24 protein-coding genes and 5 pseudogenes are annotated in these 25,418 nt (G+C 33.9%); 12 read left to right on the top strand and 17 right to left on the bottom strand.

Translation table 11 applies throughout. The features are described from left to right. Positions 1-772: 772 nt before the first annotated feature. Positions 773-2,032 (bottom strand): annotated as a pseudogene (locus ACVBAX_RS12870) (IS110 family transposase). A 244-nt stretch (positions 2,033-2,276) separates the two neighbouring features. Between ACVBAX_RS12870 and ACVBAX_RS12865 the strand changes: the two are divergent. The 4 genes from ACVBAX_RS12865 (at position 2,277) to ACVBAX_RS12850 (ending at position 5,140) form a co-directional block, all read left to right on the top strand. After that, on the top strand, positions 2,277-2,864 hold the full coding sequence (locus tag ACVBAX_RS12865; RefSeq protein ID WP_447117388.1) for a copper resistance protein CopC: 588 nt from the start codon (positions 2,277-2,279) through the stop codon (positions 2,862-2,864). A 3-nt stretch (positions 2,865-2,867) separates the two neighbouring features. Next, entirely contained in the window at positions 2,868-3,959 is a 1,092-nt protein-coding gene (locus ACVBAX_RS12860) for a copper resistance D family protein (RefSeq protein WP_447117387.1), read from the top strand. Between the two features lie 66 nt (positions 3,960-4,025). After that, a complete protein-coding gene (locus ACVBAX_RS12855) occupies positions 4,026-4,706 on the top strand; it encodes a DsbA family protein (protein ID WP_447117386.1) in 681 nt (226 codons plus the stop codon). Between the two features lie 11 nt (positions 4,707-4,717). Continuing rightward, complete coding sequence (locus ACVBAX_RS12850) at positions 4,718-5,140, top strand: disulfide oxidoreductase (protein ID WP_447117517.1); 423 nt, start codon at positions 4,718-4,720, stop codon at positions 5,138-5,140. A 302-nt stretch (positions 5,141-5,442) separates the two neighbouring features. Here ACVBAX_RS12850 and ACVBAX_RS12845 read toward each other — a convergent pair whose 3' ends face one another. After that, positions 5,443-5,688 (bottom strand): hypothetical protein, encoded by a 246-nt coding sequence (locus ACVBAX_RS12845; RefSeq protein ID WP_447117385.1) that lies wholly within the window; start codon positions 5,686-5,688, stop codon positions 5,443-5,445. Positions 5,689-6,982: 1,294 nt separating this feature from the next. On the opposite strand from ACVBAX_RS12845, the gene prsW reads away from it, so the two are divergent. Beyond that, the gene (gene prsW / locus ACVBAX_RS12840) at positions 6,983-7,669 is read left to right on the top strand and encodes a glutamic-type intramembrane protease PrsW (RefSeq protein WP_447117384.1); all 687 of its coding nucleotides are present in this window, start codon (positions 6,983-6,985) and stop codon (positions 7,667-7,669) included. Positions 7,670-7,852: 183 nt separating this feature from the next. Here the strand turns inward: prsW and ACVBAX_RS12835 are convergent, their stop codons facing one another. The 5 genes and pseudogenes from ACVBAX_RS12835 to ACVBAX_RS12815 all read right to left on the bottom strand — a co-directional run. Continuing rightward, positions 7,853-8,191, bottom strand: a complete 339-nt coding sequence (locus tag ACVBAX_RS12835) for an ArsR/SmtB family transcription factor (protein WP_447117383.1) — start codon at positions 8,189-8,191, stop codon at positions 7,853-7,855. 56 nt (positions 8,192-8,247) lie between these two features. Beyond that, positions 8,248-8,955 (bottom strand): ZIP family metal transporter, encoded by a 708-nt coding sequence (locus ACVBAX_RS12830; RefSeq protein WP_447117382.1) that lies wholly within the window; start codon positions 8,953-8,955, stop codon positions 8,248-8,250. Positions 8,956-9,409: 454 nt separating this feature from the next. Then, entirely contained in the window at positions 9,410-9,625 is a 216-nt protein-coding gene (locus ACVBAX_RS12825) for a DUF5348 domain-containing protein (RefSeq protein ID WP_447117381.1), read from the bottom strand. 20 nt (positions 9,626-9,645) lie between these two features. Then, complete coding sequence (locus ACVBAX_RS12820) at positions 9,646-10,446, bottom strand: ExeA family protein (RefSeq protein WP_447117380.1); 801 nt, start codon at positions 10,444-10,446, stop codon at positions 9,646-9,648. Next, positions 10,439-10,856: pseudogene (locus ACVBAX_RS12815) on the bottom strand (Mu transposase C-terminal domain-containing protein); the annotation flags it as partial. The pseudogene ACVBAX_RS12815 and the gene ACVBAX_RS12820, both read right to left, overlap by 8 nt. A 729-nt stretch (positions 10,857-11,585) precedes the next feature. Here ACVBAX_RS12815 and ACVBAX_RS12810 point away from each other — a divergent pair. From ACVBAX_RS12810 to ACVBAX_RS12800, 3 genes are read left to right on the top strand one after another with little or no spacing between them, the layout of a single operon-like run. Beyond that, positions 11,586-12,599 (top strand): multicopper oxidase domain-containing protein, encoded by a 1,014-nt coding sequence (locus ACVBAX_RS12810; protein WP_447117379.1) that lies wholly within the window; start codon positions 11,586-11,588, stop codon positions 12,597-12,599. Between the two features lie 15 nt (positions 12,600-12,614). Next, positions 12,615-13,784: a ZIP family metal transporter gene (locus ACVBAX_RS12805; protein ID WP_447117378.1), complete on the top strand. Its 1,170-nt coding sequence runs from the start codon at positions 12,615-12,617 to the stop codon at positions 13,782-13,784. 12 nt (positions 13,785-13,796) lie between these two features. Then, a complete protein-coding gene (locus ACVBAX_RS12800) occupies positions 13,797-13,973 on the top strand; it encodes a twin-arginine translocase TatA/TatE family subunit (protein ID WP_447117377.1) in 177 nt (58 codons plus the stop codon). Between the two features lie 127 nt (positions 13,974-14,100). Here the strand turns inward: ACVBAX_RS12800 and ACVBAX_RS12795 are convergent, their stop codons facing one another. From ACVBAX_RS12795 to ACVBAX_RS12785, 3 genes and pseudogenes are all read right to left on the bottom strand, one after another. Beyond that, positions 14,101-14,322, bottom strand: coding sequence for a rhodanese-like domain-containing protein (locus tag ACVBAX_RS12795; RefSeq protein WP_447117516.1), 222 nt, complete (start codon positions 14,320-14,322; stop codon positions 14,101-14,103). A gap of 88 nt (positions 14,323-14,410) precedes the next feature. Further along, positions 14,411-15,334, bottom strand: a pseudogene (locus tag ACVBAX_RS12790) (MFS transporter); the annotation flags it as partial. Positions 15,335-15,426: 92 nt separating this feature from the next. Beyond that, positions 15,427-15,699 carry a copper resistance CopC family protein gene (locus tag ACVBAX_RS12785; protein WP_447117376.1) on the bottom strand — a complete coding sequence of 91 codons (273 nt, stop codon included), beginning with the start codon at positions 15,697-15,699 and terminating at the stop codon, positions 15,427-15,429. Between the two features lie 205 nt (positions 15,700-15,904). On the opposite strand from ACVBAX_RS12785, the pseudogene ACVBAX_RS12780 reads away from it, so the two are divergent. Further along, positions 15,905-16,184: pseudogene (locus ACVBAX_RS12780) on the top strand (ATP-binding protein); the annotation flags it as partial. A gap of 474 nt (positions 16,185-16,658) precedes the next feature. Beyond that, on the top strand, positions 16,659-17,420 hold the full coding sequence (locus ACVBAX_RS12775) for a hypothetical protein (protein WP_447117375.1): 762 nt from the start codon (positions 16,659-16,661) through the stop codon (positions 17,418-17,420). A gap of 32 nt (positions 17,421-17,452) precedes the next feature. Here ACVBAX_RS12775 and ACVBAX_RS12770 read toward each other — a convergent pair whose 3' ends face one another. Further along, positions 17,453-18,793 (bottom strand): peptidoglycan DD-metalloendopeptidase family protein, encoded by a 1,341-nt coding sequence (locus tag ACVBAX_RS12770; RefSeq protein WP_447117374.1) that lies wholly within the window; start codon positions 18,791-18,793, stop codon positions 17,453-17,455. 261 nt (positions 18,794-19,054) lie between these two features. Here ACVBAX_RS12770 and ACVBAX_RS12765 point away from each other — a divergent pair, with 261 nt between their 5' ends. Then, positions 19,055-19,309, top strand: a complete 255-nt coding sequence (locus ACVBAX_RS12765) for a hypothetical protein (protein WP_447117373.1) — start codon at positions 19,055-19,057, stop codon at positions 19,307-19,309. Between the two features lie 22 nt (positions 19,310-19,331). Here the strand turns inward: ACVBAX_RS12765 and qoxD are convergent, their stop codons facing one another. The 4 genes from qoxD to qoxA form a co-directional block, all read right to left on the bottom strand. After that, entirely contained in the window at positions 19,332-19,616 is a 285-nt protein-coding gene (gene qoxD, locus ACVBAX_RS12760) for a cytochrome aa3 quinol oxidase subunit IV (protein ID WP_447117372.1), read from the bottom strand. Position 19,617: 1 nt separating this feature from the next. After that, a complete protein-coding gene (gene qoxC, locus ACVBAX_RS12755) occupies positions 19,618-20,214 on the bottom strand; it encodes a cytochrome aa3 quinol oxidase subunit III (RefSeq protein ID WP_447117371.1) in 597 nt (198 codons plus the stop codon). Further along, positions 20,211-22,160 carry a cytochrome aa3 quinol oxidase subunit I gene (qoxB, locus tag ACVBAX_RS12750; RefSeq protein WP_447117370.1) on the bottom strand — a complete coding sequence of 650 codons (1,950 nt, stop codon included), beginning with the start codon at positions 22,158-22,160 and terminating at the stop codon, positions 20,211-20,213. The genes qoxC and qoxB overlap by 4 nt, the downstream gene beginning before the upstream one ends. Before the next feature lie 80 nt (positions 22,161-22,240). Further along, entirely contained in the window at positions 22,241-23,170 is a 930-nt protein-coding gene (qoxA, locus tag ACVBAX_RS12745) for a cytochrome aa3 quinol oxidase subunit II (RefSeq protein ID WP_447117369.1), read from the bottom strand. A 335-nt stretch (positions 23,171-23,505) separates the two neighbouring features. Here qoxA and ACVBAX_RS12740 point away from each other — a divergent pair, with 335 nt between their 5' ends. Then, the gene (locus tag ACVBAX_RS12740; protein WP_447117515.1) at positions 23,506-23,997 is read left to right on the top strand and encodes a PCYCGC motif-containing (lipo)protein; all 492 of its coding nucleotides are present in this window, start codon (positions 23,506-23,508) and stop codon (positions 23,995-23,997) included. Positions 23,998-24,069: 72 nt separating this feature from the next. Here ACVBAX_RS12740 and ACVBAX_RS12735 read toward each other — a convergent pair whose 3' ends face one another. Together ACVBAX_RS12735 and ACVBAX_RS12730 are read right to left on the bottom strand one after the other, a co-directional pair. Further along, positions 24,070-24,468 carry a FixH family protein gene (locus tag ACVBAX_RS12735; RefSeq protein ID WP_447117368.1) on the bottom strand — a complete coding sequence of 133 codons (399 nt, stop codon included), beginning with the start codon at positions 24,466-24,468 and terminating at the stop codon, positions 24,070-24,072. Between the two features lie 234 nt (positions 24,469-24,702). Continuing rightward, positions 24,703-25,302 (bottom strand): annotated as a pseudogene (locus tag ACVBAX_RS12730) (LTA synthase family protein); the annotation flags it as partial. Between the last annotated feature and the right edge of the window lie 116 nt (positions 25,303-25,418).

Here is a 25,418-nt window from a genome sequence, read left to right as displayed (position 1 = left end):
AGGTATTTTTTCTAATCCCAAAATCCTTTCCATTACTAACCAATCTAATCTATAATAAATAGGAAGTGATTCAAATGTTGTATACTGTTATATTTTATTTAGTTCTATCTCTTTTCTCTCTAGGAGTTATATATATATTCAAGAAAAAATCTGACAAAGAGTTAAGGGAACTCGGTCAAGAAGAAAAACAAATTGATTAAAGGATCTACAAAAATTCAATATTAGGAAAAATCACCCTACATACTAGAAAAAAATTAAATCCAATTATTAACAAATAACCCAACCGTTCGAATTCCGAACGGTTTTTAAATTACTTAATATCTTCTATAAAATTTCATTTAGTAATACTATTTATTAAACTCCCTCAGTTTGATACGAATATCTCTTGAATGCTCACTTATTCGCAGGATTCCATAACCTCTATAAAAAGAATGACGGGTAATTGGAATGAATTCAGATCATTTGGCTTCGTGAAGGCATAGTTAAATAAAGGAGTTAGCTACTACTCCATATTTTACCATATGATGCACATCTCCACGCCGCCCCTGGAGGCTTTCCCTCCCATGTCTCAACGGGTTAATTGCCCTCTCATTCCTTCGTCATGCCTATCCAAGGGGTGGAGGCCAGTTATGCTAACCTGATGGGTCACAGTGCCCTATTGTTAAATAAACCTGGTACTCCGTACATATTTGAAATCCTACGAATAAGACAACATACAAAATTAAATTCAATTATTTTATTATTGATATATTTTATTCTCTAATGGTTTTTTCTAAGCTAAAGGGATTAATTCTTGGATTATATTAGGACAGTAAGGCTCGTTTCGTCGTGCTATTCCTACAAAAACCCTTTCTAGTTTATCGATACATTTCAGGATTGAGTTCATTTTCTTTATCTTTTTAACCTTAACATTATGGGAATGCATGGCTTTTATTCATCACAAGGCTCATGGTTGCTAAGTAGAGGAAACGTCGTAGTCTTGACCTTCCATGCTTCGAAATGATAATCTGACCTTTCCATTTACCAGAACTTGCTTCAGCTAAATGTAATCCTGCATGACGTAATAGAGAATTTCCATGGGAAAATCCACTTAGATCTCCAGCCTCACCTAATATACCTGCTAATGAGATTTCACTTATTCCCTTTATCATAAGCAGCTTCTTTGCGAATGGTATTTGATTGAGAACTTCTTTTACTTGTTGTTCAACTCCTTCGGGTTGTTTTACAGCGAGGTAATATTCTTCTAATAATTGTTCTAGATGAAATTTCTAAGCATCAAGTGCTTGTCCAGTTCCAATAGATAATTTTGCTAGATTGATCAGTAATTGAGCTTTTTTAGATTCTGGTTGTCTTTTCATTAATGACTTCCAACCTGTCATAACATCTAGTGACTCCATTGAAGATATTTCACCTGGAGTCGGAAATAAACGAAGGGTTGCGATGGCCCCTTTTCACGAAACATAGTTAAACACTTGTCGCAACTCTGGAAAGACAACATCTACCCATCGATTTATTTGATTAATAGACATGACAAGACGTTTACAATTACATCACGATTAGACATTAGAACTCTTAGTTTCTCAAATGATTCTGATGAAGGGCGAATAAAGGAATAGTAGCCATTTTTGACCATATCTGCGATAACGAGTGCATCTTTTTTATCACTTTTAGATTGGGTATTATCACGATTTTCTTTATTCCTTTTTACTAAGTGGGGATTGACTGTTACTACCTCAATGTTTTGGTTATATAACCATTTTGATTGGTTTAGCCAGTAATGGCCTGTAGGCTCCATACCTACTATTGTTGTTTCAAATATTTTTAGTTTTTGTAAGTTTTGAATCCAGCTTAATAGTTTTACGAACCCCTCTTCATTATTTTCAAATGTAAGAGGATCTCCCACTACAATTCCACGGAAGTTAACAGTTCGAGCAACGTGTAATTGTTGGGCTATATCCACACCTACAATTAGATGTGTATCGGAAATTCTTTCTATTAGTTGATTTTGTTTGTCTTGCATTTTAAAATTCATAGTAGGGCTTCCTCCTTAAGACTTTGAGTTAGATTGGACTCTATACTCGTATCTTACTGAGGGGCTCTATTTTTTTCAAACCTGATATGTAACGATCTACAGGAATGCTAACCTGTCAAGCAATAATTATCAAGTTGAAAGTTTGCAAATTTGTCACATTTTATTCAAATGGGTTTTTGAATTAGATATAACACTTTGCTAAAATTAAGTTCGTAAATAAGTTAATACTATTTGGAGGTTACTAATGTTAAAAAAATTATCTCTGTTAACAATTATTTTTTTCATCGGCTTTGTTAACAACGCTTTAGCTCACACAGGATTAGAAAGTTCCATTCCTCAAAATGGACAAGTAATTAAAGAGGAATTAAAACAAATTACCCTAAATTTTGAAACAAAAGTCGAACAGAACAGTACATTTGAACTTAAATATTCTAATGGAGATACTATCCCCGTTGAAAATATAACTTTATCCGAATTTCAGATGGTAGGAAGTTTAATAAATCCATTAGAAAATGGGACGTATCAAATAAATTGGAAGATTATCGGTGCAGATGGTCACCCAATAGAAGGCGAGTTGTCATTTTCGGTAGATGTACCTGTTTCTGAAACCGCTCCCGAAAATACTGAGGAACCACAATCTCAACCAGATGGTGCGGCGAATACAGAGAACACCGAAACAAACGAAGATACAGATACAGAAACAAGAATAGAAACAGAACAAGAAGATGTTCAACAAAACAAATTACCGTCGTATGTTATACCCTCTATTATTGGAATTCTGATAGTTATCGTTATTGGAAGTTTCTTATTAATTTTGAAAAGGAAGAAATAGAAAATGCTTACTATTGGAATTATTAGTCAGACATTGTTATACCTTTGCTTTTCATTAACGTTAGGAAGTTTTGTACTTTATCTAATACCAAGTACACACCGTCCGGATATTATGGTACCAAAGGGAATTTTAATGATTGCAACAGGCGGAATCGCCATTCTTTCATTTTTTCCCGTTTTACAATTAATTTTATTTTTATCTCCTGATATTGGTTTTGCTCAAACTTTCCTGTCTGTACTTTTTACGTTTGAAGTGGGACAATCGTGGGTATTCACTTTTATTGTGGCAAATTTATTATACATATTTGTCATATGGTTTGATTACCAAAATAAAGCTAAATATAGCTGGATCGGTCTTATCTTTACCTTTTTCTTAATTCTTGCTCTAGGCTGGTCCAGTCATGCTAGCTCATATGATCAAGTAAAAGGGTTTTTAACTCATACATCTCATTTTACTGCCGTAACTATTTGGGTTGGGATTTTAATTGTTGTTAGTTGGTTTTCGAAAAGTAATTCAAATTGGTTAAAGTTTTTAAAATGGTTTACTCCTATTGCTCTATTTTGTTTCATTATTACTATTTTAACAGGGCTTATTCTAATGACCTTTGTTGTAGAATTTAAGGATTATGCAAATTCGTGGATGATCCCTTATGGGCAAGCCTTATTAATAAAGCATATCCTTATTATTCCGTTAATGGTATACATAGTGATAAACAGTTTACTTGTTAAAAAGAAAATAAAAAAAGATATTACCTTTAACCCTACACCCTGGGTACGAGTAGAAAGTATTGTGCTTTTACTTATTTTCTCTGCAACAGCAGCATTAGGACAACAATCTCCTCCTCATGAAACGACGATAGTAGAAGGTGTTCTTTCAAAATTATTTACAATATTATATCAGGGAGAGTTTCAACCTGATATGAGTGTTCAGCTAGTACTAAACTTAACAGGTTTTACGTTTTTCTTATTAGCAATCCTTTTCCTGGTTTTATCAATTTTCTCATTTATAAGAAGAGCTCCTACTAGTTTATCGTTCCTAATGAATATGTTATCTGTTATTTGTTTTTACCTAACATTAATACTAAGCATTAGTTAGTCATTCGATAGGTTTATTACCTATCACTTTAATTAGTTACAAACTCATAATAAAGGAGTCATAAAGATGACAAAAAGAAAGACTTCACCTTTTAAAGTTGCAGTAATTATCACCATATTTTTATTTTTCATATTGAGTGCATTAATTGTAATAAATAAGAAAACTTCTGAGTCGAGCATAGGAACTAGTTATGAAATACAACCATCAATTGAAGGTCAACCAACATTAGGAGAATCGGAAGCACCTGTAACTGTAGTTGAATTCGGTGATTTTAAGTGTCCTGCATGTAAAAATTGGGGGGAAACCATCTTTCCACAGTTAGTAAAAGATTATGTTGATACTGGGAAAGTTAAATTCTCATACATTAACGTCTTATTTCATGGAGACGAGTCGAAACTGGGTTCTGTAGCTTCTGAAGCTATCTATAAACAAAATCCCGAGCGATATTGGGATTTCCACAAAAAACTTTTTAGTGAACAACCAGATAAAGACCACGATTCATTATGGATCACAATGGAGAAAATTCAGGAAACTGCTAGCTTAATACCTGATATCGATGTGACACAGTTGGAGGAAGATATGAAGAGTCAGTCAGTAATAGACGAAGTAAACAAAGATTCAGTACTAGTAGAAGATTTCAATGTCCAACAGACACCAAGCATCATGGTTAACGGCACAATGCTTGATGATCCTTTTGACTATGAAAAAATTAAAAGTCTTATAAATAAAGAATTAGAGGATAAATAAAAATGAAAGAAATTAATTCTAATCAAGTTTATTTGTATATGGCATGGATTGTTTCTACCACCGCCATGCTGGGAAGTCTTTATTTTAGTGAAATTCGGGGTTTTATACCCTGTGAACTTTGTTGGTATCAACGTATTCTGATGTATCCACTAACCCTAATACTTGGGATTGGAACTTTTCAAAATGATTTATCCATTAAAAAGATTGTATTACCTATGGCTATTATTGGATGGTGCATTTCCTTTTATCATTACATGTTGCAAAAAGTACCTGGATTTGCAGAAATAAAACCTTGTGTTAATGGTGTTCCTTGTACAACGGAATATATAAATTGGTTTGGAGTAGTTACAATTCCATTTCTAGCTCTAACTGCCTTTACAATAATTATATATTTGATGATTTTTATAAAGCTAGATAAGCAGACACAAAAATAAATATATTAAAAGCAGTTTGAAGGTTTATCTTGAACTGCTTTAAAATTTTCCCCCTTTACATTTTGTCTTATGATTATTTGGGATAATAAACATATTAGAGTCATATATATTTAAGGGGCTCGGGCGACAATATTTACCTATTTGGAAACGAATAATCATTAAACCCCTGGTTGCAACATAGACTCTTACCATATAATTTCTATTCTTCCTTTCAACTAAAGCACCTGTTACTAAGTTATTATATTGAGTTTAATTTATCGAAAGATATAAAATACAAGTACAAGTTAATTTGGTAAGTATATCTATTTTTTTCCTAGGCCTCCTTTGAAATATATATTTACTAAAAGGTAATAGATAAAAGTAATTCCAGCAATAAAGACTAAATACTCTTTAGTCGATTCATATGAAGGCAGTGGAGTAGTGAAATTTGTTAATACTAAGCCACCAAAGATAAAAATACCTATTACATTTAATAATTTCCTCATACTCACTTCGTTTTCCGTTGTAATTTCATGGTTTTGAAACGGATTATTATTGTCGGTTTTCAAACTAACACTCCTAACTATTAGACATATTAGTTATACGAACTTTTCAGATATTTATTTCATATATTTTCAATAGAACCTTGTGTCTTTAGGAATAATGTAGAAAAGTGACTCCTACTTATTTTAACGGTTACCTGAGTAACTTGCATCTTTAGTATAGACAAATTAGTGTAATCCTAGAACAAACACATCTCCATAGCAATTACTAAGTAGTTTGCCAATGATACGAATAAAATCCATACTAAAAACGCTTTACTATTGATAGACTTGTATAAAGATTATGTTATCTTCAATTGTTACTAACGCAATTCCTCCCCGTCCTTCTTCATAGTCTTTCTAGTGAGTGGTATCTCTTTCCCCCTAATGACCCTTGTAGCTTTAAAGCAGATTGCCTGACTTTGTCCACAATAATCTAGAGTTATTCTAAAATGTTTTCTCGCAGATAAACTACAACATTTGGTTCTTCTTTCTCAAATAATGTACGCGCATTTTTTAGTGGTTAGTCACATCATCCTTATAACTCTGGACACTTTACATTAATCACACCTTCCTCAACATTTGTTATATCCTAAAAGTTTTTCCCTTTGAAAAGCGTTTTATTATTATAAAAAATACAATTAACCAATCACTATTCCACTGACGTTATTTATCAAAGTTGATTTGCTATTGACTGCCTGAATGGTAAGTCTCGTTACAAAAGATACGATTAATGCAAAATTAATAAGTGCTTCAAATGTTTTGGCAATGCCATCAGTATAGCGTCTCCTCTAAACGAGCATACTCTGTTGATTCAAGACTTTTTAAACTATCCCTTCTCTGCCTTTCGAATGTCTTTACACTCTTGTATTTCTAGGGTTAGAAAGGTTCTGCTAAATTCTTTGTCATTAAATTAGGAATGGGAACAGCCCCTACAGAACCTGTTATAACATGAATAAGACACCAATTGAAATAACTAGGGTATGGACGATACTCCTCTATTATTTAGTTTTCTTGTTAGAGTGCAGACTACAATTGCTGGGACACTTAATACAATTTATTCAATTGAAATCACTTCATCTTCATTTTCTCCTTCCTCTAAAAAACATCTTCTCCTTATGTTTAAAATATATCTAATAAGAAATACCTATTAATTTTCTACTAATCTGACCATTTTATTCCTTCCCATAAAAACACCTACTTTCTTATTATATAATGAGTCTGAATATGAATATAAAGGTGAATTCAAAAAGTAAACAATCATTTGCTATTTCGTCATTAAATGATACGATTAAAAAAACAGTTCGGAAAGAGGAAGTTTATGCTAGGGATCTTATCTGCTGGGATTGCACCTGGATTAGCCTTATTAAGTTATTTTTACTTAAAAGATAAATATGAACCAGAGCCTATTTCGTTGGTATTTAAAGTGTTTATCCTAGGGGCTCTACTTGTATTTCCAACCATGTTTATTGAGTATGTGATTGATGTAGAAAACCTAATAAACTCTAATTTTATTAAGTCGTTTATAACTGTTGGTCTACTTGAAGAATTTTTCAAATGGTTTATTTTAATTTACACAGTTTATCAACATGTTGAATTTGATGAGCCTTATGATGGAGTTGTATACGGGGTAGCAGCTTCTTTAGGATTTGCTACTGCTGAAAATATCCTGTATATATTTGCAAATGGTATCGAAGTTGCCATAGGTAGAGCACTTTTACCAGTTTCCATACACGGTTTACTTGGAGTAATTATGGGGTTTTACTTAGGAACAGGTAAGTTTAGCACTTCTATAAGGAGAAGATGTTTAACTTTCTCCCTCCTAATTCCTTTTCTCCTACATGGAACATATGATTTCATAATAAATTCTTTCGTGAACTGGTTACTATTTATAGTCCCATTTATGGCTTATTTATGGTGGTTAGCTTTAAGAAAAGTCAAAACTGCACGTTCCTTCAGTTCTAGCGAAAGGATTGATGATAAAACAATCAATTATAACCATATATAATAGTTTAACTTACTTAACCCTTAACAAAAATCTTATTTTTTGTCCCAATCCTTATAAGATTCAAAACTATATAATAACAGTGTAAAATAAACAAAAATTAAGCTATCGAGGAGTTATCGATAGCCACGGAGGAAACAAATTAGTCTCTTTGCTCTAAATAATGTTTAAATACTAATAAGAATATCAATGATGTCTCGCATGTTCTATAGTTTGTTGAAGTATATCCATAACATGCTTATCATCACAAGTGTAATAAATGGACGTACCATCACGTCGGTATTTCACCAGCCTCAAGTTTTTTAGAAACCTTAATTGATGTGATACCGTAGATTGCAACATTGATAGTTTATCTGCCATCTCATTTACAGAATATTCCCTTTGCGATAACAGATGTAGAATTCTTATCCTTGTAGGATCAGAAATAGCCTTAAAGGTCTGAGAAACGATAAATAAAGTTTCCTCATCAAGGTCATCATTTATTTCACCTTTTTCTATTAAATCATCATTTTCATAATTAGACATATTGCTATACACCTCTATCAAGTATTATTAGATATTATACCATTAATTAATCCTTCCTAAAATACGAGATAGATCAACAAAAAGCCCAATATTAGTGTTATATATGATAATATATTACTTCTTCCCTCTTTTATGTAAGGAATTATCATTTCTTTTAAGGCAACTGATAATAACATCCCAATACTTATTCCTAGGAAGACAATTTGTATAACTGTTTCAACACCAACAATATCATTCATGCTTGAAAAAGCACCAATGGTTGTTGGAATTGTTACACATATAATTAGAGCAATAACTTTTATGAATGGCAAACCTGCTGATAATAATGGACTAACTAGAATAACCCCTTCCGGTATGTTGTGAATCAAAACTGCAACAAGGAATGTCCTGTTGCCTTCTAGTAATTGATTACTTGCAGTTACACCTAGAGGAAAGTTATGCATTAATAAAGAGGCAACAATAATCAATCCAGCCTTTAAAGATTTGCTATTATTAGATTCTTTCTTAATAAATTTGAATCTGTCTAATAGATCATGCACTATAATGTAAAATGCAATAGAAATAATTATTCCAATTAATAAAAGAATATGATTCTCTTCAAGTGCCTCTGGTATTATTTCCAATAAAAGTAAACCTAAAATCATCCCCCCACTAAAAAGTATAACGGTACTTTTATTGTTCCTTAATCCAACTAATACAACTGCTAGAAATCCCCCTAATGATAATCCAATAAGGGATGCGGAAAAAATCCATATAGGTACCATGCACATTCCCTTTCAAAGTTATTAAGAACACTTCCATAGTAAAATGTATGCTTATAATTTATAATCATTCATCTACATCCCTAGAATTATAACTAGTATTTTAACTTTTAAAACAACAACAGAGGGTTTATGGTAAATTTTACTTTTCTGAAAAAGCATTTGTACTATCTTCCCATAAATCTCTACATAATTGTTTTTGATAATTTAGATTTGAGTCACTTTTATACGATTTGATCGCATAAAAAATGAGTCACATGATTTCCAATTTTCAAACCTCTCTTAAGATTGAATGGGACCATACTCTCAACTCGAGAGACAAAAAAAGGATGATTGATATGGTGTTACTGACGGTCTAAAATGTCTATTAATTGACGGTTTATATTGTCCAAATTCTGACGGATTTTGTGTCCAAAATAATAAAAGAGGAAGCTTAAACCCAAAGCCTCCTAGTTTTTTATATGTCTACTTGATAAACCTCGTTTGGTTTTAAATATAATTTGGTTTCATTAAAACCAACAATGACGTACCAATCTCTCCCTAACTCCATACGGCATGTAAGTTTTCTTCCCTCTCCAAGGTGAAGCTCAAACCAATCACCGCAGCGCATCTTGCATCCTGTACTCTCTTCCCAAAAAACTACCCAGCAATCGAGCTCTTCATTATATTTCATTTCCCTCCATCGCTACTTCTTCATGAGAGCTCACCTTGAATGACAAGCTTAACCATATGATCATCAATAATCCTACGTCCATTTTGAGATCCATAAAGAAGACTATGGGTACAAAGTTTATTAATTAGCCTTGCAGCCCCACCGGAAATACGATGAATTTCATCAAGTGCTCCATCAGAAAAAATCTGCTGCTCAACACCCGAATAACGGATGTGCTTGGACACATATTCCCCAACTTGAGCACGATCGAAATGTCCTAGACGAAACTGGATATCTATTCTCTGCCGTATCGCTTCATATGATTGTAGACGAAGACGATCCCATATTTCACTTTGTCCTACAAGAATAAGTGCCATTGGACTTTGGGCATCCATCTTAAAGTTAAGTAGAAACCTTACTTCCTCAAGCATTTCTCGATCAAGCAGGTGAGCTTCATCAACGACTACCAAAGGCTGAACGCCACGTATCCCTCTCATTAATTCAATCTCTCTGTGAAGCTGACGCTTGGCAACTCCACGATAAAACTTAGCTTCAGAACCTAATTGTTCTAACAATCCCTTATAAAAATGACGTGGTGTTAATTTTGAATCTGATAGATATAAAACCTGATATTTTCCCTTATCCAACCGGTCGACAAATTTCCGTATAGTTGTAGTTTTCCCCGTGCCGCAATCCCCAGTTAGAACCGCAAAAAGCTGTCTTACAGCTGCATATTTTAACCTTCCCAGAATTTCGTGCATCATAGTAGAATCATATAGCTGATCTTTAGGTACATCTCGGGTGAATGGGGTATTTTCCATCTCATAAAATGATTCAAACATTGGTGTCTTCCTCCTTCCAAATAGGACGGAAGGTTACAGCAGGTGTCTGTTCAATCTTACGATTATGATTTTTCTGTTCAGCTGCTTTTAATAGTCGAGAAGATTCAGCTTCCTGTTTCTGCATGTGCTCCGGTAATTCTGGACGTTTTCCCGATCTTTCACCAATTACGAGCTTCTTAGCTTTCCAAGGGGTATAACCCTCATATTCTATAGTCAATTCCTCAAGATCCGAAGGACATATACAATTTCTACCTGGCGACCGACGAATGTAAGACCAACCTCATACTTTGATCTAAGAAACTGATACACCCTGATTTATCCACTTTTCGTGTTTCACAATGAAGAAAGGCATTTGATAATGTATTTTGATCAATAAATCGAAGAGCCTTTCGGTCACTACGGAAAGCTGACATTTGAACTTGCCCTTGAATTAAATATACAAATTAAACAAGTATTAAAAAAACATTCACTTAGAAAAATCGCCTCAATTTCTGGCCCACATGTTAATGATGGAAAAAGGCTACTTTTCAGAAGAGATGATTTTGAAAAAAGTTTTTTCCTTTAAATAAGACTAAAAAGTTCTAAGTATTTTCCTATCCATTTTCTATTAAAAACTCTTAGTGTTATATGCAGCTTAAATTTATCTAACCCCCTTAGGGGAAATACCTCTTAATAAACTATATTATTAATAAGAACTAAGGTTATTCGATTAATATCTATTTTCGATTGGTTTTAAATTCAAAAGGAATAAATTGTTCTCCACAATTTCTGCACTTTCCCTCTATCATTTAGGTGAAATTCTTCACAACCTAGAAATACCATTAAAGAAAGCCGCCTTAAATGCAGCCAACCTGAATCATACTTATCCTACAAAACATCTTCTTGAGGATATAGAATTTTGAATTTTTCCTGACGAGCTTCAAAAAATCTCCTTTTCATAGGATTACTCCCCTTTATTCCTTTATTCAAACATTCATTAAATTATAATATACAAAAGAATTCTGATATTCAAACAATTATTTGAATAATTTATTTAAATCCCCTCTTTGGTTATTGACAAAAAGATTGTCCTTATCATATATTATTGGCATACGAAAATATTTTTGCGTTAGAGAAACTTTTTAACGGGAGGTAAAAGAATGGAAGATAAAAAAATTTCTCGGAGGGATGTTCTAAAAATTGGAACAACTGGCGCCCTTGGTATAGCTGGGAGCATTTATCTAAATAAAATGGCACCGTTCTCCAATGTGGCTCATGCAGAGAATCAACAATCAAATCACAAAAATCACTCTGGAAATCACATGAATATGAACGATGCTACTAAAACAGAAGGCTATAAGATGGCAGAACGTCTCCTCACAGAATTTGACTATGGAAAGGTAACAAGACTTTCAGATGGTCGGACACTTCGAGAGTATGAAGTAGTAGCAATTGATAAGGAGATTGAAATTGCAAAAGGAATTAAGTTTCCTGGGTGGACTTATAATGGAACGATTCCAGGACCCACATTTCGTTGTACTGAAGGAGATTTATTAAAATTTCATTTTACTAACAAAGGAAGTCACCCACATTCCATCCATTTTCATGGGATTCATCCACCTGAAATGGACGGAATAGCACCTATTCCTCCAGGTCAAAGTTTTACGTATGAATTCGAGGCAAAACCATATGGATTACAAATTTATCATTGCCATGTACTACCTTTAGCAAGACACATTCATAAAGGATTATACGGTAATTTTATTATTGATCCAAAAACCCCAAGAGAATCCGCACTCGAATTAAATATGGTCATGAATGCATATGATTTAGATTTGGATGGTGCAAACGAATTTTATACAGTGAATGGATACGCTTTTGCTTTTATGAACCATCCCATTAAAATCAAAAAGGATGAACTTGTCAGAATCTATTTAAGCAATTTAACAGAATTCGACTTATTAAACTCATTTCACTTACACGCCAACTATTTCACCTATATTCCTACTGGCAGAAATGAAAACCCATCTCCATTTACAGACACCATTATGCAATGCCAAGGTGAACGTGGGATACTTGAAGTTCGTTTTCCATACAAAGGAAGATATATGTTTCACGCTCATGTTAGTGAATTTGCCGAACTTGGCTGGATGGGATTCTTTGAGGTTGAATAGAAAGGAGTGTAAAAGATGAAATCAAAATGGCTAATTACATTTCTTATACCATTAGTTCTATTATTGTTGGTATTAGGATGGGTTTTTAAAAATGGTGCAGGAGTGGAACGAGATCCTGCTGCTCCGATTGAAGTCCTAAATGTTGAACAGATTAAAATTCTACCTTCGGGATTTGAGCTAGCTGTTAGCAATACTGGCCCAGAGAAATTAACCATATCTCAAGTGATTGTTGATGATTCGGTATGGAATTTTTCAATAACTCCTGATTCAACACTTAAACGGTTTGAAGACGGAAAGATTACGATTAATTATCCATGGGTGGAAGGTGACCCCCATACCATTCTATTAATATCAGAAAATGGAATTATAACAGAAGCTGTCATTGATGCAGCCACATTAACACCTGAATATACTTGGGATAATTTGTTGAATTACGGATTTATAGGTTTTTATGTAGGGATAGTCCCTATTACTTTAGGACTATTATGGTATCCATTTATGAAACGTTTGAAAGGAAGTTGGATTAATTCCATTCTTGCACTAACAGTTGGGCTCTTATTATTCTTATTTTTTGGAACTCTATTTGATGGATTTGAAATAGGAGCTGAAGCACCATCTGTATTCCAAGGAAACATGGTTGTAATAATCAGTACAGTCCTTACCTTCCTTCTATTGATTGGATTTGACCAATATCAACATCAAAAACAGAAAGGACATAGTTCTTCTCCGTTGGGCATTGCCTTATTGATGGCAACAGGTATTGGATTGCATAATTTTGGTGAAGGGTTGGCGATTGGTTCATCATTTGCATTAGGTGAAGCAGCGTTGGGCACATTTTTAGTGATTGGATTTACCCTTCATAATATTACAGAAGGAATTGGAATTGCAGCTCCTTTATTAAAAACCCAGCCAAAGATTAGCCAATTTATTTTATTAGGTACGGTTGCAGGTGCGCCTGCGATTTTGGGAACTTGGTTCGGAGGGTTTATCTTTTCACCAATTTGGGGTGCGGTATTTTTAGGTATTGGTGCAGGTGCCATTTTACAAGTCATATTCGTTATTGCCAGAATGCTAATTGAAGACCATAAAAAGAATAATCAACCGACGGTCTCTTGGATGAATTTTGCGGGATTTACAATTGGAATATTAATCATGTATTTTACAGCTTTCTTTGTAAAATTTTAAGGGGTGTTTGAGATGGCTAATATAGGAATTGGTGGGGCAATTTTAATAATTGTTATGGCATTAATTGTTTTTGGACCAAAAAAACTCCCGGAGCTTGGTCGTGCAGTGGGCACTACTCTAAGAGAGTTTAAGCAATCAACAAAAGGATTAATGGATGATAGTCACGATAGTGAAAAGGAAAATAAATAAAACAACTATAAAAGGTGGTTTATCGAGCTTGGACTGCACATTGCCTTCTTGTTCTTGTTGAAGTTACAGTTGAATCAATAAAAGTAAAACCTCTCAACCTTTTTTGAGTGGTTTTATTTTCACGTCTTTATTTATCGTTTTTCTCCCAGTTACACATTCCGCCTTCAATTATTTCTACATTTTGAAATCCTTTTTCTTTTAATATTTCAATAGCTTTATGACTACGTTGACCTCCGAAATTGCATACAATTTTAATGGGTGAGTCTTTATTTAACTCCGAGTAACGTCCTTCTAAATCTGAAACAGGAATGGATTGGGCACCAGGGATATGTTCTTTATCATATTCCAGCTATTCCCTAACATCAATAATCATTTCATTCATTTTATTCATTTAAAAATGCCTCCTACATCAATTTATTGAATAAACAATAGGTTATTTATTTCTTACTTCCACGAGACCAGATTACCACTGGAATCAGTAATAAGGACAATATTCCTCCAGGCAAGGATAACGTAGTGTAACTTGAACTAGCCACAATCATTCCAGATAAGGCACCACCTGAAGCTCCCGATAACGCAACTAGAACATCCACTGTACCTTGAGTTTTTGCCCGTGTTGAAGTTTCAGTTGAATCAACAATCAGAGCTTTCCCAATTATCAAACCAAAATTCTACCCTAACCCAAGTAAGGAAAGAGCAATTACTAAAAGGAGCATTGAATCTCCTGGAATAATCGCTGCTACTAGACCTGCCAAAAGTAAAGTAGCTCCAGAAGCTATCGCCATCGCTGTTCGACTTATTTTATCAATTAGAACTCCTGTAATCAGTGAAGGCAGATACATTGCACCTATATGAAAACCAATAACAAGACCTACCGTACCCAAGCCATGTCCATGATGTATCATATGGACAGGTGTCATTGTCATAATGGCGACCATAACGATCTGAGTAAGCAACATAACTGTTGAGCCTACGATAATTCCTCGTTTGTTTTCTATATGGTCAGTTATAGCCAAATGCCCTATACCACTTTGTTCTCCGAGGGATGCTTCTATCGTTCTTGCTATAACTAAAGGGTCTGGACGAAGCATTATGAAAAGTACAAGACCTGCAAAGATATATGCTACTGCTGATAATATGAAAGGACCTGCAAGTGATGGAACACCAATAGAAATAGAAAAATTACCCATGACATTCACTAAGTTGGGACCTGCAACTGCACCGAATGTTGTAAAAACCATCGTACTACTAACAGCAGTCGCTCGCTGTTTATTATTTGCTAAGTCCGTACCTGCATAACGGGCTTGTAAGTTTGTTGCAGTACCTGCACCATAAATAAGTAGAGAAGCAAATAAAAGAAACCTTTTCTTCTTGAGTAGTTTCAGCCTTGATTGGCTCTTCTTCTATGGTATTTTTGGTTTCTTCTTCAGGTAATTGAACGCTGAATGGAATTTTACCTGTGATTGGATCCCAGCAATATCCACTGAATCGTATAAGAACCATTCTCTAAAGGCTCAGATAAGGTACCAATCATTTGATTTCCGCGAGGTATTACGCTCGTAAAAGATATTTCCTGGCCATCCTTTACTAGCGTCATCGTACTTAATGACTCAATTTCCCCACCAAACGTTAAAGAGATTTCTATTGGTTCTTCCGTAACCACTTGACCTGCCTCTGGCGTCGAAGAAGTAATTTCAGTGTGTGCAAAGACAACTATTGGCAGCACCAACATCAACATGCTAATAAAAATAATAACCTTTTTTCATATACGTACCTCTTTTTTATAGATTTTCAGTTAGATGTTTCGCATCCATACCAACCCCTTGCAGTATGGCAGAGCCTTTGCGATATTGCCAGGGCATCCCTAAGAAGTATAACCCTTTTTTTCTGGTAATTCCTCTCTTATGTACAGGAAGACCTTTTCCATCAAAAAGAACTATACCAAGTACAAATTGTTTATTATTGATGAAATAGGCTACTTATCTATCGATCATGAAGACGCAAAACTATTTTTTTAGCTTATTGATATGAGATATAAAAACGTAGTACCGTCATTACTACGAACGAAAACTTTAAGGGATGGGATGAGGTTTCCAAGAATCCAAACTAGCAAATGCAATCTTAGACCGTATCTTACATCATGCCACTATCGTGACAATGGTTGGAAAGTACTATCGCTTAAAAGATCATTTAGCAAAAGAAAATGAGTAATATTGTACATCCTTATACAAGCGTAATTGTACAACATATTTGTGTTGACATTTATACGCAAGCGTATGCGAAGTTGAACAAGCAAATATTTACCGATATGAGGTTACACATGAAAACATACAATGGTTAACATAATAACAAAACTGTAATTTTCAAGAATTTCCACTTTCTTTCATTAGTCCTCACAACACTAATCAACTTAAAAACAGTCTCACTTATTTTATGTAATATGACAATTCATAGGGTCTTGTTTTAACCCTAAATCTAATTGTTTTAATAAACCCCAATAATATTTGGCTTTTTGCCTAAATAGCGGAAGGGATTGAATAGTACTACTACCTTGATTGTGGATAATCCGATTATACAAATACTCAAATGTTAATAGTGACTTATTATTGAGCCTAGGACCCTTACATGATATTATAAAAAGAGTATATGCAAATATACTCATATATATAGATTGGGATGATTTATATGATAAAAGAGACTACAAAACTTACTATCTTTATAACAATAATTGGACTTGTTATTGGAAACTTAGGGATTACTACGGATTCTGGGGAAAAATGGATCGAATATTGTCAACGAACAATTTATATTGTGTTAGGATTTTTTTTATTTCTGATTTCTATTTACGCATCAAAAAATCCAGATAAGAAGAATTTCAAGGTCTTTGCAGTACTTTCTAGTTTTCTTTATTTACTACAAGTGCTAAACGAGAGGCTCGAATTTTCAACAATAGAAGTTATGCTAAATCTACTATTACTCACTTCTGTTATTCATTTGCACTACTCATTACAAGAACCAAAAGAAGTTGTTAATTTAAATTTTATTAAGAAGCCAGCAAAAATCTTATTAATAGTTATTTTTGTTGAAACTTTTATTGGTGCATTTTTTAAACACTCTAATAATAGTGAGTTACTTTATTCAGCTATGAAAAATCTTTCCTTGGTCAGCAGTACAATAATTTCAAGTACGGTATACTCCTTACATGGAATACTTGGAATTACAATATTATTAATTGCTGCATATATCCTATCCTTATCCATCTCTTATAATGTATATAAAACAAGATCAATATATTTAATAGCAACATTACTATTAACTATCTTATTTGGGGTCTTACCAAGATTACACGAGCAAAATGTATTTACCTCTTTCATGCATTTGACTCTTACTACCTTTACAATTACCATATGTGCTACAATTACAGCAAAAAGAGAAGGGAGAGACTAAGTAATTTGGTCTCTCCCTTCTCTTTTATATAATTAGTTTACATAATCTAAGAAATTTTTTAATTGTCCATTTTTATATAACTCAATATGAAGATGAACACCTGTAGAATCACCTGTTGTTCCCATAATTCCGATTTTACTTCCCTTTTCCACGGTTTGACCAACATTTACACTAATAGAGTTCAAATGTGCATAGATCGTTTTATAGCCGTTGTTGTGGGATATTTCAATCTTATTCCCATAACCTCCGTTCCATCCCGCAAATGTTACTGTACCGTTATCTGCAGATAGTATAGAAAGATCACTTGGCCTAGCTATGTCTGTACCTTTATGTAAGGTACCCCATCTTTCCCCTGTTTTACTAGATACATAGCCACCAACTGTTGGCCATGTGAAAGTACCGGTTCCTCTTGATGGAATAACTTTTGTCCCTTTAACCACAATTTGTTTCACAGGTTGTTTAATAATATCCTCTTTTACAACTTCTTTATTTTCTAACTGACCATTTTTACTAATGTACTTGTATTGAACTACTTTTTCACCATTTGAACCTGCTTGTTTAACCTTTTGTTCCCCCTTGTATAGAGACTCGTCCTCTACAACTTCAGTTTCAAAAGGAATAGGCACGTTTTCAGTTACAAGTTTCTCTTCTATTACATCAGCAATAGGTTTGTAGGATTTTACTATTAGTTTTTGACCAATTTGTAAAATGGAGTTTTCATTAAAAGAGTTAAGTTCGAAAAACTCCTCCTTAGATATGTCATAACTATTAATAATCTCCCCCAGAACTTCGCCCTCTTTTACTAGGTGGTAATCGTTTTTACGAGTTCCTTTTAAAATGTAGTTAACAGCATCTGTAACCTTTAATACATTTTCGGGACTTACCTTTACTTCTTCAACAATAGGTTCTGGTGAAATGTAGGTTGTAACCGTACTATCGCTAGTAAACTTTAACTTTAGATTTTTTATTACTTCTTCAGCTTCTGGTTTACTAGCTACAAAAACTGCCTGATCACCGAATCTAATTCCCAGTCCAACTGCATTGATTTCAATATTATTATTAATCCATTCTATTGTTTGTTGATCATGCTCTTTAGGTTGAAAAGTATTTTCAGGGACAAATTCAACCTCTTTTGACGTGTCCATTTCTAAGTTAGGATAATTATTTTTTGATTCCTGTATCTTTTGCTTAATAGCTGATTGAGCTTCATCAATATCGTGGACAATGCCAATATATTGATTACCTACATAAACATGATAAATTTTTTGCAACTCAACTTTGGCTGAAGCTTCTCCCGAACTAATAGAGCTTGATACTATTAATAAAGTGGATGTTATGTATAATATTTTTTTTATAACATTATTTGAGGCCAAAAGTTACCACTTCCCTATAAACTTGATGTCCATTCTTTCAATCCCTTTCTATAATAACATACGAAATTATCAATCGACAAAATGTTACAAAATTGTAATCTACTTTTAAATGGATTTTATTGAAATTTAAACACACATTCCACTTACACCGAAATTCATTTTAAAGTCAAGCGTAATTTTGCATCTTTTTATAAAAATGTTTGACAACTTTGTGAACTTAGTGAATAATTTATATATAAAGAAATGAAGGAGATGAATGTGATGAAATCTAAAGTGAAAATACTTAATGTAGTAAAGTACGTTAGTTTAACGAGTCTTACATTTGGAATCATTTCTTTCTTTATCGGACTGTTTGTAAACGGTTACAGTGTTTTGACACCAATTGGTGTTGGGATAGTAATCGGTTCTGTTTTTATCTTTCTTATGGGTGTATTCTTTGTAGTAACAGAAGAAATTCTTAATAAAATGTACCTTCCAAATAGAATCGTTTCTATAACAAAAAAGGAGCGCCATTAAAGACGCCCCCTGGAAAAAGCAATTAATAATATCCCCATACAAGAGTTAGTAAGGTACCAAATACAGTAACTAAAGCTATGAAGAAACCATAATAAACTGCCGTATAAATTGCTTTCTTATCCTTTGATTCACCAGCGTGCATAAACACAATTAACTGTAAGGCTGCCTGTATGAATGCTGTCACTAGAAGAATTGTCGCACCTACTGTGAATGATAAATCAAAGAAGTATACAGTTAGTGCAACAGCAGTTAAAATTAACGAAAATACAAAACCTAATACTTGGTTTATTGGGAACAATTCTTTCAAGTTACATCATTCCTTTCAAGAAGACGAAGCTAAAGATGAAGATCCATACTACGTCTAAGAAATGCCAGTAAAGAGAGAAAATGAACGCTTTATTAGTTGTTTCAGGGGTTAATCCACGTTTCTTAATTTGTATTAGGATGAACAGACCCCAGAATAGACCAAACGCAACGTGAGCACCGTGAGTTCCTAACGTAAGGAAAAGGATCGATGTAAAACCACTAGTTTGTAGCGTAGCGCCTTCGTGAATATATACTACAAAATCGTATATTTCTACTCCTAGGAATCCTAGGCCAAGAACTAGTGTTATGACAAAGAATGTCATCATTGCTTTTAGTCTTCCAATACGCATTGCATGGATCGCAAGGCCAATTGTAAAACTACTTGTTAATAGTAAGATTGTTTCAATTAGTACTGGAGTAATCTCAAAAATCTCTGCTCCTGTTGGTCCATTGCCAGTTCCATTTACTAATGTAAAATACGATGCGAAGAGCGTTCCAAAAAGTGCAATTTCGGCTCCAAGGAAAATCCAGAACCCTAAGATATTTAAACGGTTTTGTTCTGTACTATATTCGAGAGGGAGCGAGTGATCTATCTTCATATTCTAGTACCTCCCAATTTTTCTTCTGTTTCTTTTACTTCTTCAACAGAGATGTAGCGACCATGATCTTTCTCAAATGAACGAAATGCTAAGCAAGCAAAAAGTCCGATTGTCGAAAGGATTAGAAGAATCCAAATACCGAAAACAAACGCAAAGCCCCATACGAAAAAGATTGCTCCTAAGATAAACGGCATTCCACTGTTATTTGGCATATGAATTTTTTTAATTTCCCCCTTAAACAATTTATATCCCTTTTTCTTTGAATCCCAAAATGCTTCCGTTGAATCAACTTCAGGTACAATTGCAAAATTGTATTCTGGAACCGGACTATGAGTAGCCCATTCAAGAGAACGTGCATCCCATGGATCAGCAGGTATATCTCTTGGTGCGTAGCGAATGCTGTAATATATATTGTACACAATTAAAGCAAACCCTACCGCTAATCCCAATGCACCGATAAACGAAATCATATTCCAAATTCCAAATCCAGTTGATTCTGAGTAGGTATACATACGACGAGCTTGACCATCTAAACCAGAAATAAACATTGGGAAGAATGTTACACAAACGCTGATAGAGATGAACCAGAATGACCATTTTCCTAATCGTTCATTCAAAATAAAGCCGAACATTTTTGGCCACCAATAAAAGAGTCCTGCAATCATTGCAAAAACTACACCAGGAATAATCACTAGGTGGAAGTGAGCAACTAAGAACATAGTATTATGGTATTGATAGTCAGCACTAGCCATACCAAGCATAACACCTGTTACACCACCGATAGTAAAAATCGGAATAAAGCCCAATGTGTATAGCATTGGTGTTGTAAAGACAATTTTTCCTTTTCTAAGGGTAAATAACCAGTTGAAAATCTTAACACCAGTCGGTACCGCAATAGCCATGGTTGTTATAGAAAAAATACTATTAACAAATGCTCCTTGACCCATTGTGAAGAAATGGTGAACCCACACTAAGAATGATAGTGCAGAAATAGCCACCATAGAGATAACCATTGATTTATAGCCATAAAGATTACGTCTTGCAAAAGTTGAAATGATTTCACTATATATCCCAAATGCCGGTAGGATTAATATATAAACTTCCGGATGTCCCCAAACCCAGAAAAGGTTTGCCCAAAGCATATCCATACCACCATTCGACATTGAAAAGAAGTTAGCACCAAACAGACGATCGAAAGTACCCATTGCAAGAGCAACAGTCAATACTGGAAAGGCAAAAACGATGATTAGATTTGTAATCAAAGCAGACCATGTGAACATCGGCATTTTCATCAATGTCAATCCAGGTGCTCTCATTTTGAGAATGGTCGTAATAAAGTTAATACCAGTTATTAACGTTCCTAAACCAGAAATTTGAAGAGCAATCATATAATAGTTCGTTCCTACAGATTTACTAAATTCATTACCCGCTAAAGGGAAAATAGATGTCCAGGTTGAATCTGGTGAACCACCGATTACAAACGAAATGTTAAATAACATTGCTCCGAAAAAATATAACCAAAAACTTACTGCATTTAATCTAGGGAAGGCCACATCACGAGCACCAATTTGTAATGGTACTACAAAGTTCATAAAAAACATAATGAAAGCCATAGCCATAAATATAATCATCACAACTCCGTGAGTTGTGAATATTTCATTATACTCTTGTGCACCTAACAATTTGTTATCAGGTACAGCAGTTTGAGCACGCATCATAATCGCATCTACTCCGCCTCGGAATAACATCAATAAGGCAGAAACTAAATACATTATACCGATTCGTTTATGGTCAACAGTTGTTAACCAGTTTTGCCAAAGATACCCCCATTTTTTAAAATAGGTTAACCCAACAACAATTGCAATCATAGTAAGTGCAATGGCTGCCATCGATGCATATATTGTTGGACCTGGATTAGGTACGGCAAATCGATCAAAGAAATCCATACTTTTTTTAACTCCTTTCAGGAATAATATTGCTAATTGCTCTTCATAAAAACTAACTTTGAGCTAGTGAGAGTTAATTATTAATGATTCATGTTGCTATGATCAGAATTCCCTTCAGATGAATCTGAGTCAGATTGATCTGCTTTTTCTGTGTCTGTTTCATTATTTTCAGTTGAACCACCATTATGATGAGCTGCCGGAGGTGGCGAAAACTCTAAATGTGTTCCAGTGTAGGTCGACTGTCCAAGGTGGCCTGGTTTTAATAATTCGTTAAACTTTTCTTCTGTAAGAGGTTCAGCAGTTTCTTTAACTTCCTTTACCCACTCATCATATTCCTCAGAAGTCATTGCCTGAACGTTGAACGTTTGTTCAGCAAATCCTTCTCCAGTAAACGAAGCGTTTCGACCCATATATTCACCAGGAACATCAGCTGCTAAATTTAAGGTATTTACCATTCCAGACATTGCGTATTTCTGACCTCCCAGCTGTGGTATCCAGAAACTCGCAATTGGCCCATAAGAATATAGTTTAAACTGAACGGGACGATCCGTCGGAATAAAGAGATAGTTAACCGTTTCAATATTTTCCTCTGGGTAACTAAAATGCCATTTCCAATTAGATGCAGAAGCATAAATAACTAATGGCTCTTCTTCATATCCCTTTGGGACATCCTCCACTTCATAGGTTGACTTAACAGTAATAAACGAAAGGAAAGCAACGATTAAGATTGGAATAGATGTCCAAAGAATTTCTAATTTAATACTTCCTTCAATATGAGGTGGTTCATAATCTTCCCTTTGTTTAGAAGCACGATATTTCCTAACTATATACACAAAGAGTGTGAAGACTACAATTACGACAATAGCCATTGTCCAAATCGAAATCATTATAACATCGGATGTTGTACGACCTTGAGGTCCTTTCGGGTCTAAAACGAGAAGCGGTTCACATCCCGTTAGCACAGTGGCAATAGTGAAAATTAACGAAAATAATGCCAATTTCATTTTCATAGAGGTACCCCTTTCTTTAAATATTTTCATCATTTTAATAAGTGCACATATACTCATAGATATCTCTGCTTACATGCACATTTCTTCACAAAGTTAGATATACAAATAAGAATTTATGCAATTATAATAATAACATTAGTTTAGTAGAATAAATGTGACAATATTAAAAAGGATTTTTTTTCAAATTTTTGTTATTTTTTTACATTTAATCCGTTACTTCCTATAGGTTTCCATGATAATTCACTTTAATTTGATTCGAATTTTTGGCAATTGTATTACAAGACAACCAATGATATTATTTTAATATCAAAATTGTAAAAACTGAGGTGAGTTATCTGAATAAAATAATTACCACTCTAGTATTTAGTACAATAGTTATTACAGGTTGTTCATCCTTAGAGAGTCAAGAAAATGAACAAGAGCAACCACCTAGCAAATCTGAACAAGTTCAACCAAAGTTAGAGTATACAATAGGAAGTAATGATTGGTCTGTAGTTACTGATTTAACAGACAATCCCAAAATTTTAGAAGCCTATCAATTTGCAGTTGAACATCCAGAAGTTTTGGATTACATGCCATGTTATTGTGGTTGTTATGAAGAAGACGGACATACAAGCAATACAAACTGCTTTGTGGATTCAATACAAGGTGATGTAGCCCTTTTAGATACCATGGGCTTTGGCTGAGGTGTCTGTGTGGATATCGCCCGTGAGGCGAAACTAGAATATGAAAAAGGAACAGATTTAAAAACCATTCGTGAAATCATTGACAAAAAATATGAAGGTTTAGGTACACCAGCTACACCTACTCCAATGCCTAAAGGTTAATGAATAAGACCGGCAGCTTCAAAGCTACCGGTCTTATTCATTATCAACCTTGTATACATTCCTTTTCATCTATTATTTAACTTGGAACTCGACTTTTGGCATATTATGCATCCCTCTTGCCGTAACATGTGCAATTACAAAATAAAGACCAGGTTCGGTAAAAGTCTTCTTGACGTAATATTCACCTTCTTTTTTATCTAACTCTCCTTCTACTTTTACATGTTCCTGATCAGATTGACCTTCTTTCCAAACTTCAAACTGCATTTCGTCAGCATCTTTTACTATATCTTCTCCTTGTGTAATTTTAGCTTGAATAATTACTTCCTCATTGACTTTTAGTTCATCAGGGATAGTTTCAACCGTAACCTCAATTATTTCAGGGACCTCATCATTAATTTGAGTTTCAACGTTGTTATTACAACCAACCACAAAAAATAATATGGCCAATAAATAGGTTCCGAATTTCGCCATAAAAAAGCTCACCTCTACACTTTTTTCTTTAATAAATTTACTTTAATTAATTTTATCACATATAGAAGTTGTCATTGTGACAAATATACGTCATTATTTCCAATAGTTATATTTATATTGGGTATTTTGAGGTTCGCTCTTTTTACAAATGAATTTATATAAACTAATAACTGATTAATGAAAATAAAACACAAAAGGCTGATTGAGCTATTCTCAATTCAGCCTTTTTGTGTTTTATTTTTGATTATTAACTTCCTGGGTATCATCTTTATTATAATCATAATTAGATCTATCCACAGGAGTAAAGTTTTCTGGAGTATAGAACCTTAACAAATCTCCGTTTACTACTCTATCGGATTCCTCTAATTTAAGTTCTACATTTTTTTTATATTCCTTTGCAAGCACTAACTTATCTTCAAGAAGCAATTCAAGGCCAGTCTTCGAGTCATAATATTTACCCTCTATGGATGAAACTTCTGGACTTACAAAGTCACCATTTCGAAACGGAATAACTTCATTATGAGTTTCTGATAATAGGTCTGTTCCAAATTGTATATAATTTTTTGTATCAATTCCAAGTAAATGAAGTAGTGTTGGTAAAATATCTATTTGACCACTATATTCTTGGTTCACTCCACCTTCTATCCCAGGTACACGAATAAATAATGGTACTCTTTGTAAACCCGCACTCTCAAAAGGTGTAATTTCTTTTCCTAATACTTTCTCCATTGCTTTATTACGATTAACCGAATTTCCATAATGATCACCATACATGATGATGATAGAATTGTCGTATAAACCAGACTTCTTTAGATAGTCAAAAAACTCCCTCAATAAACAAAGTGAAAACTCGCGTTTTCTCCAGTATTCTCAGTATTTTATAAATTGTAATTTTAGAGTTTAAGCTCGATACTATGGTTGGATTTATCTCGTAAGGATAAATTTGGAGC

This window comes from Robertmurraya sp. GLU-23 (genome assembly GCF_052983275.1).
Note: the sequence above shows the minus strand (reverse complement) of the source record. Positions and strands in the feature narration are given on the sequence as shown.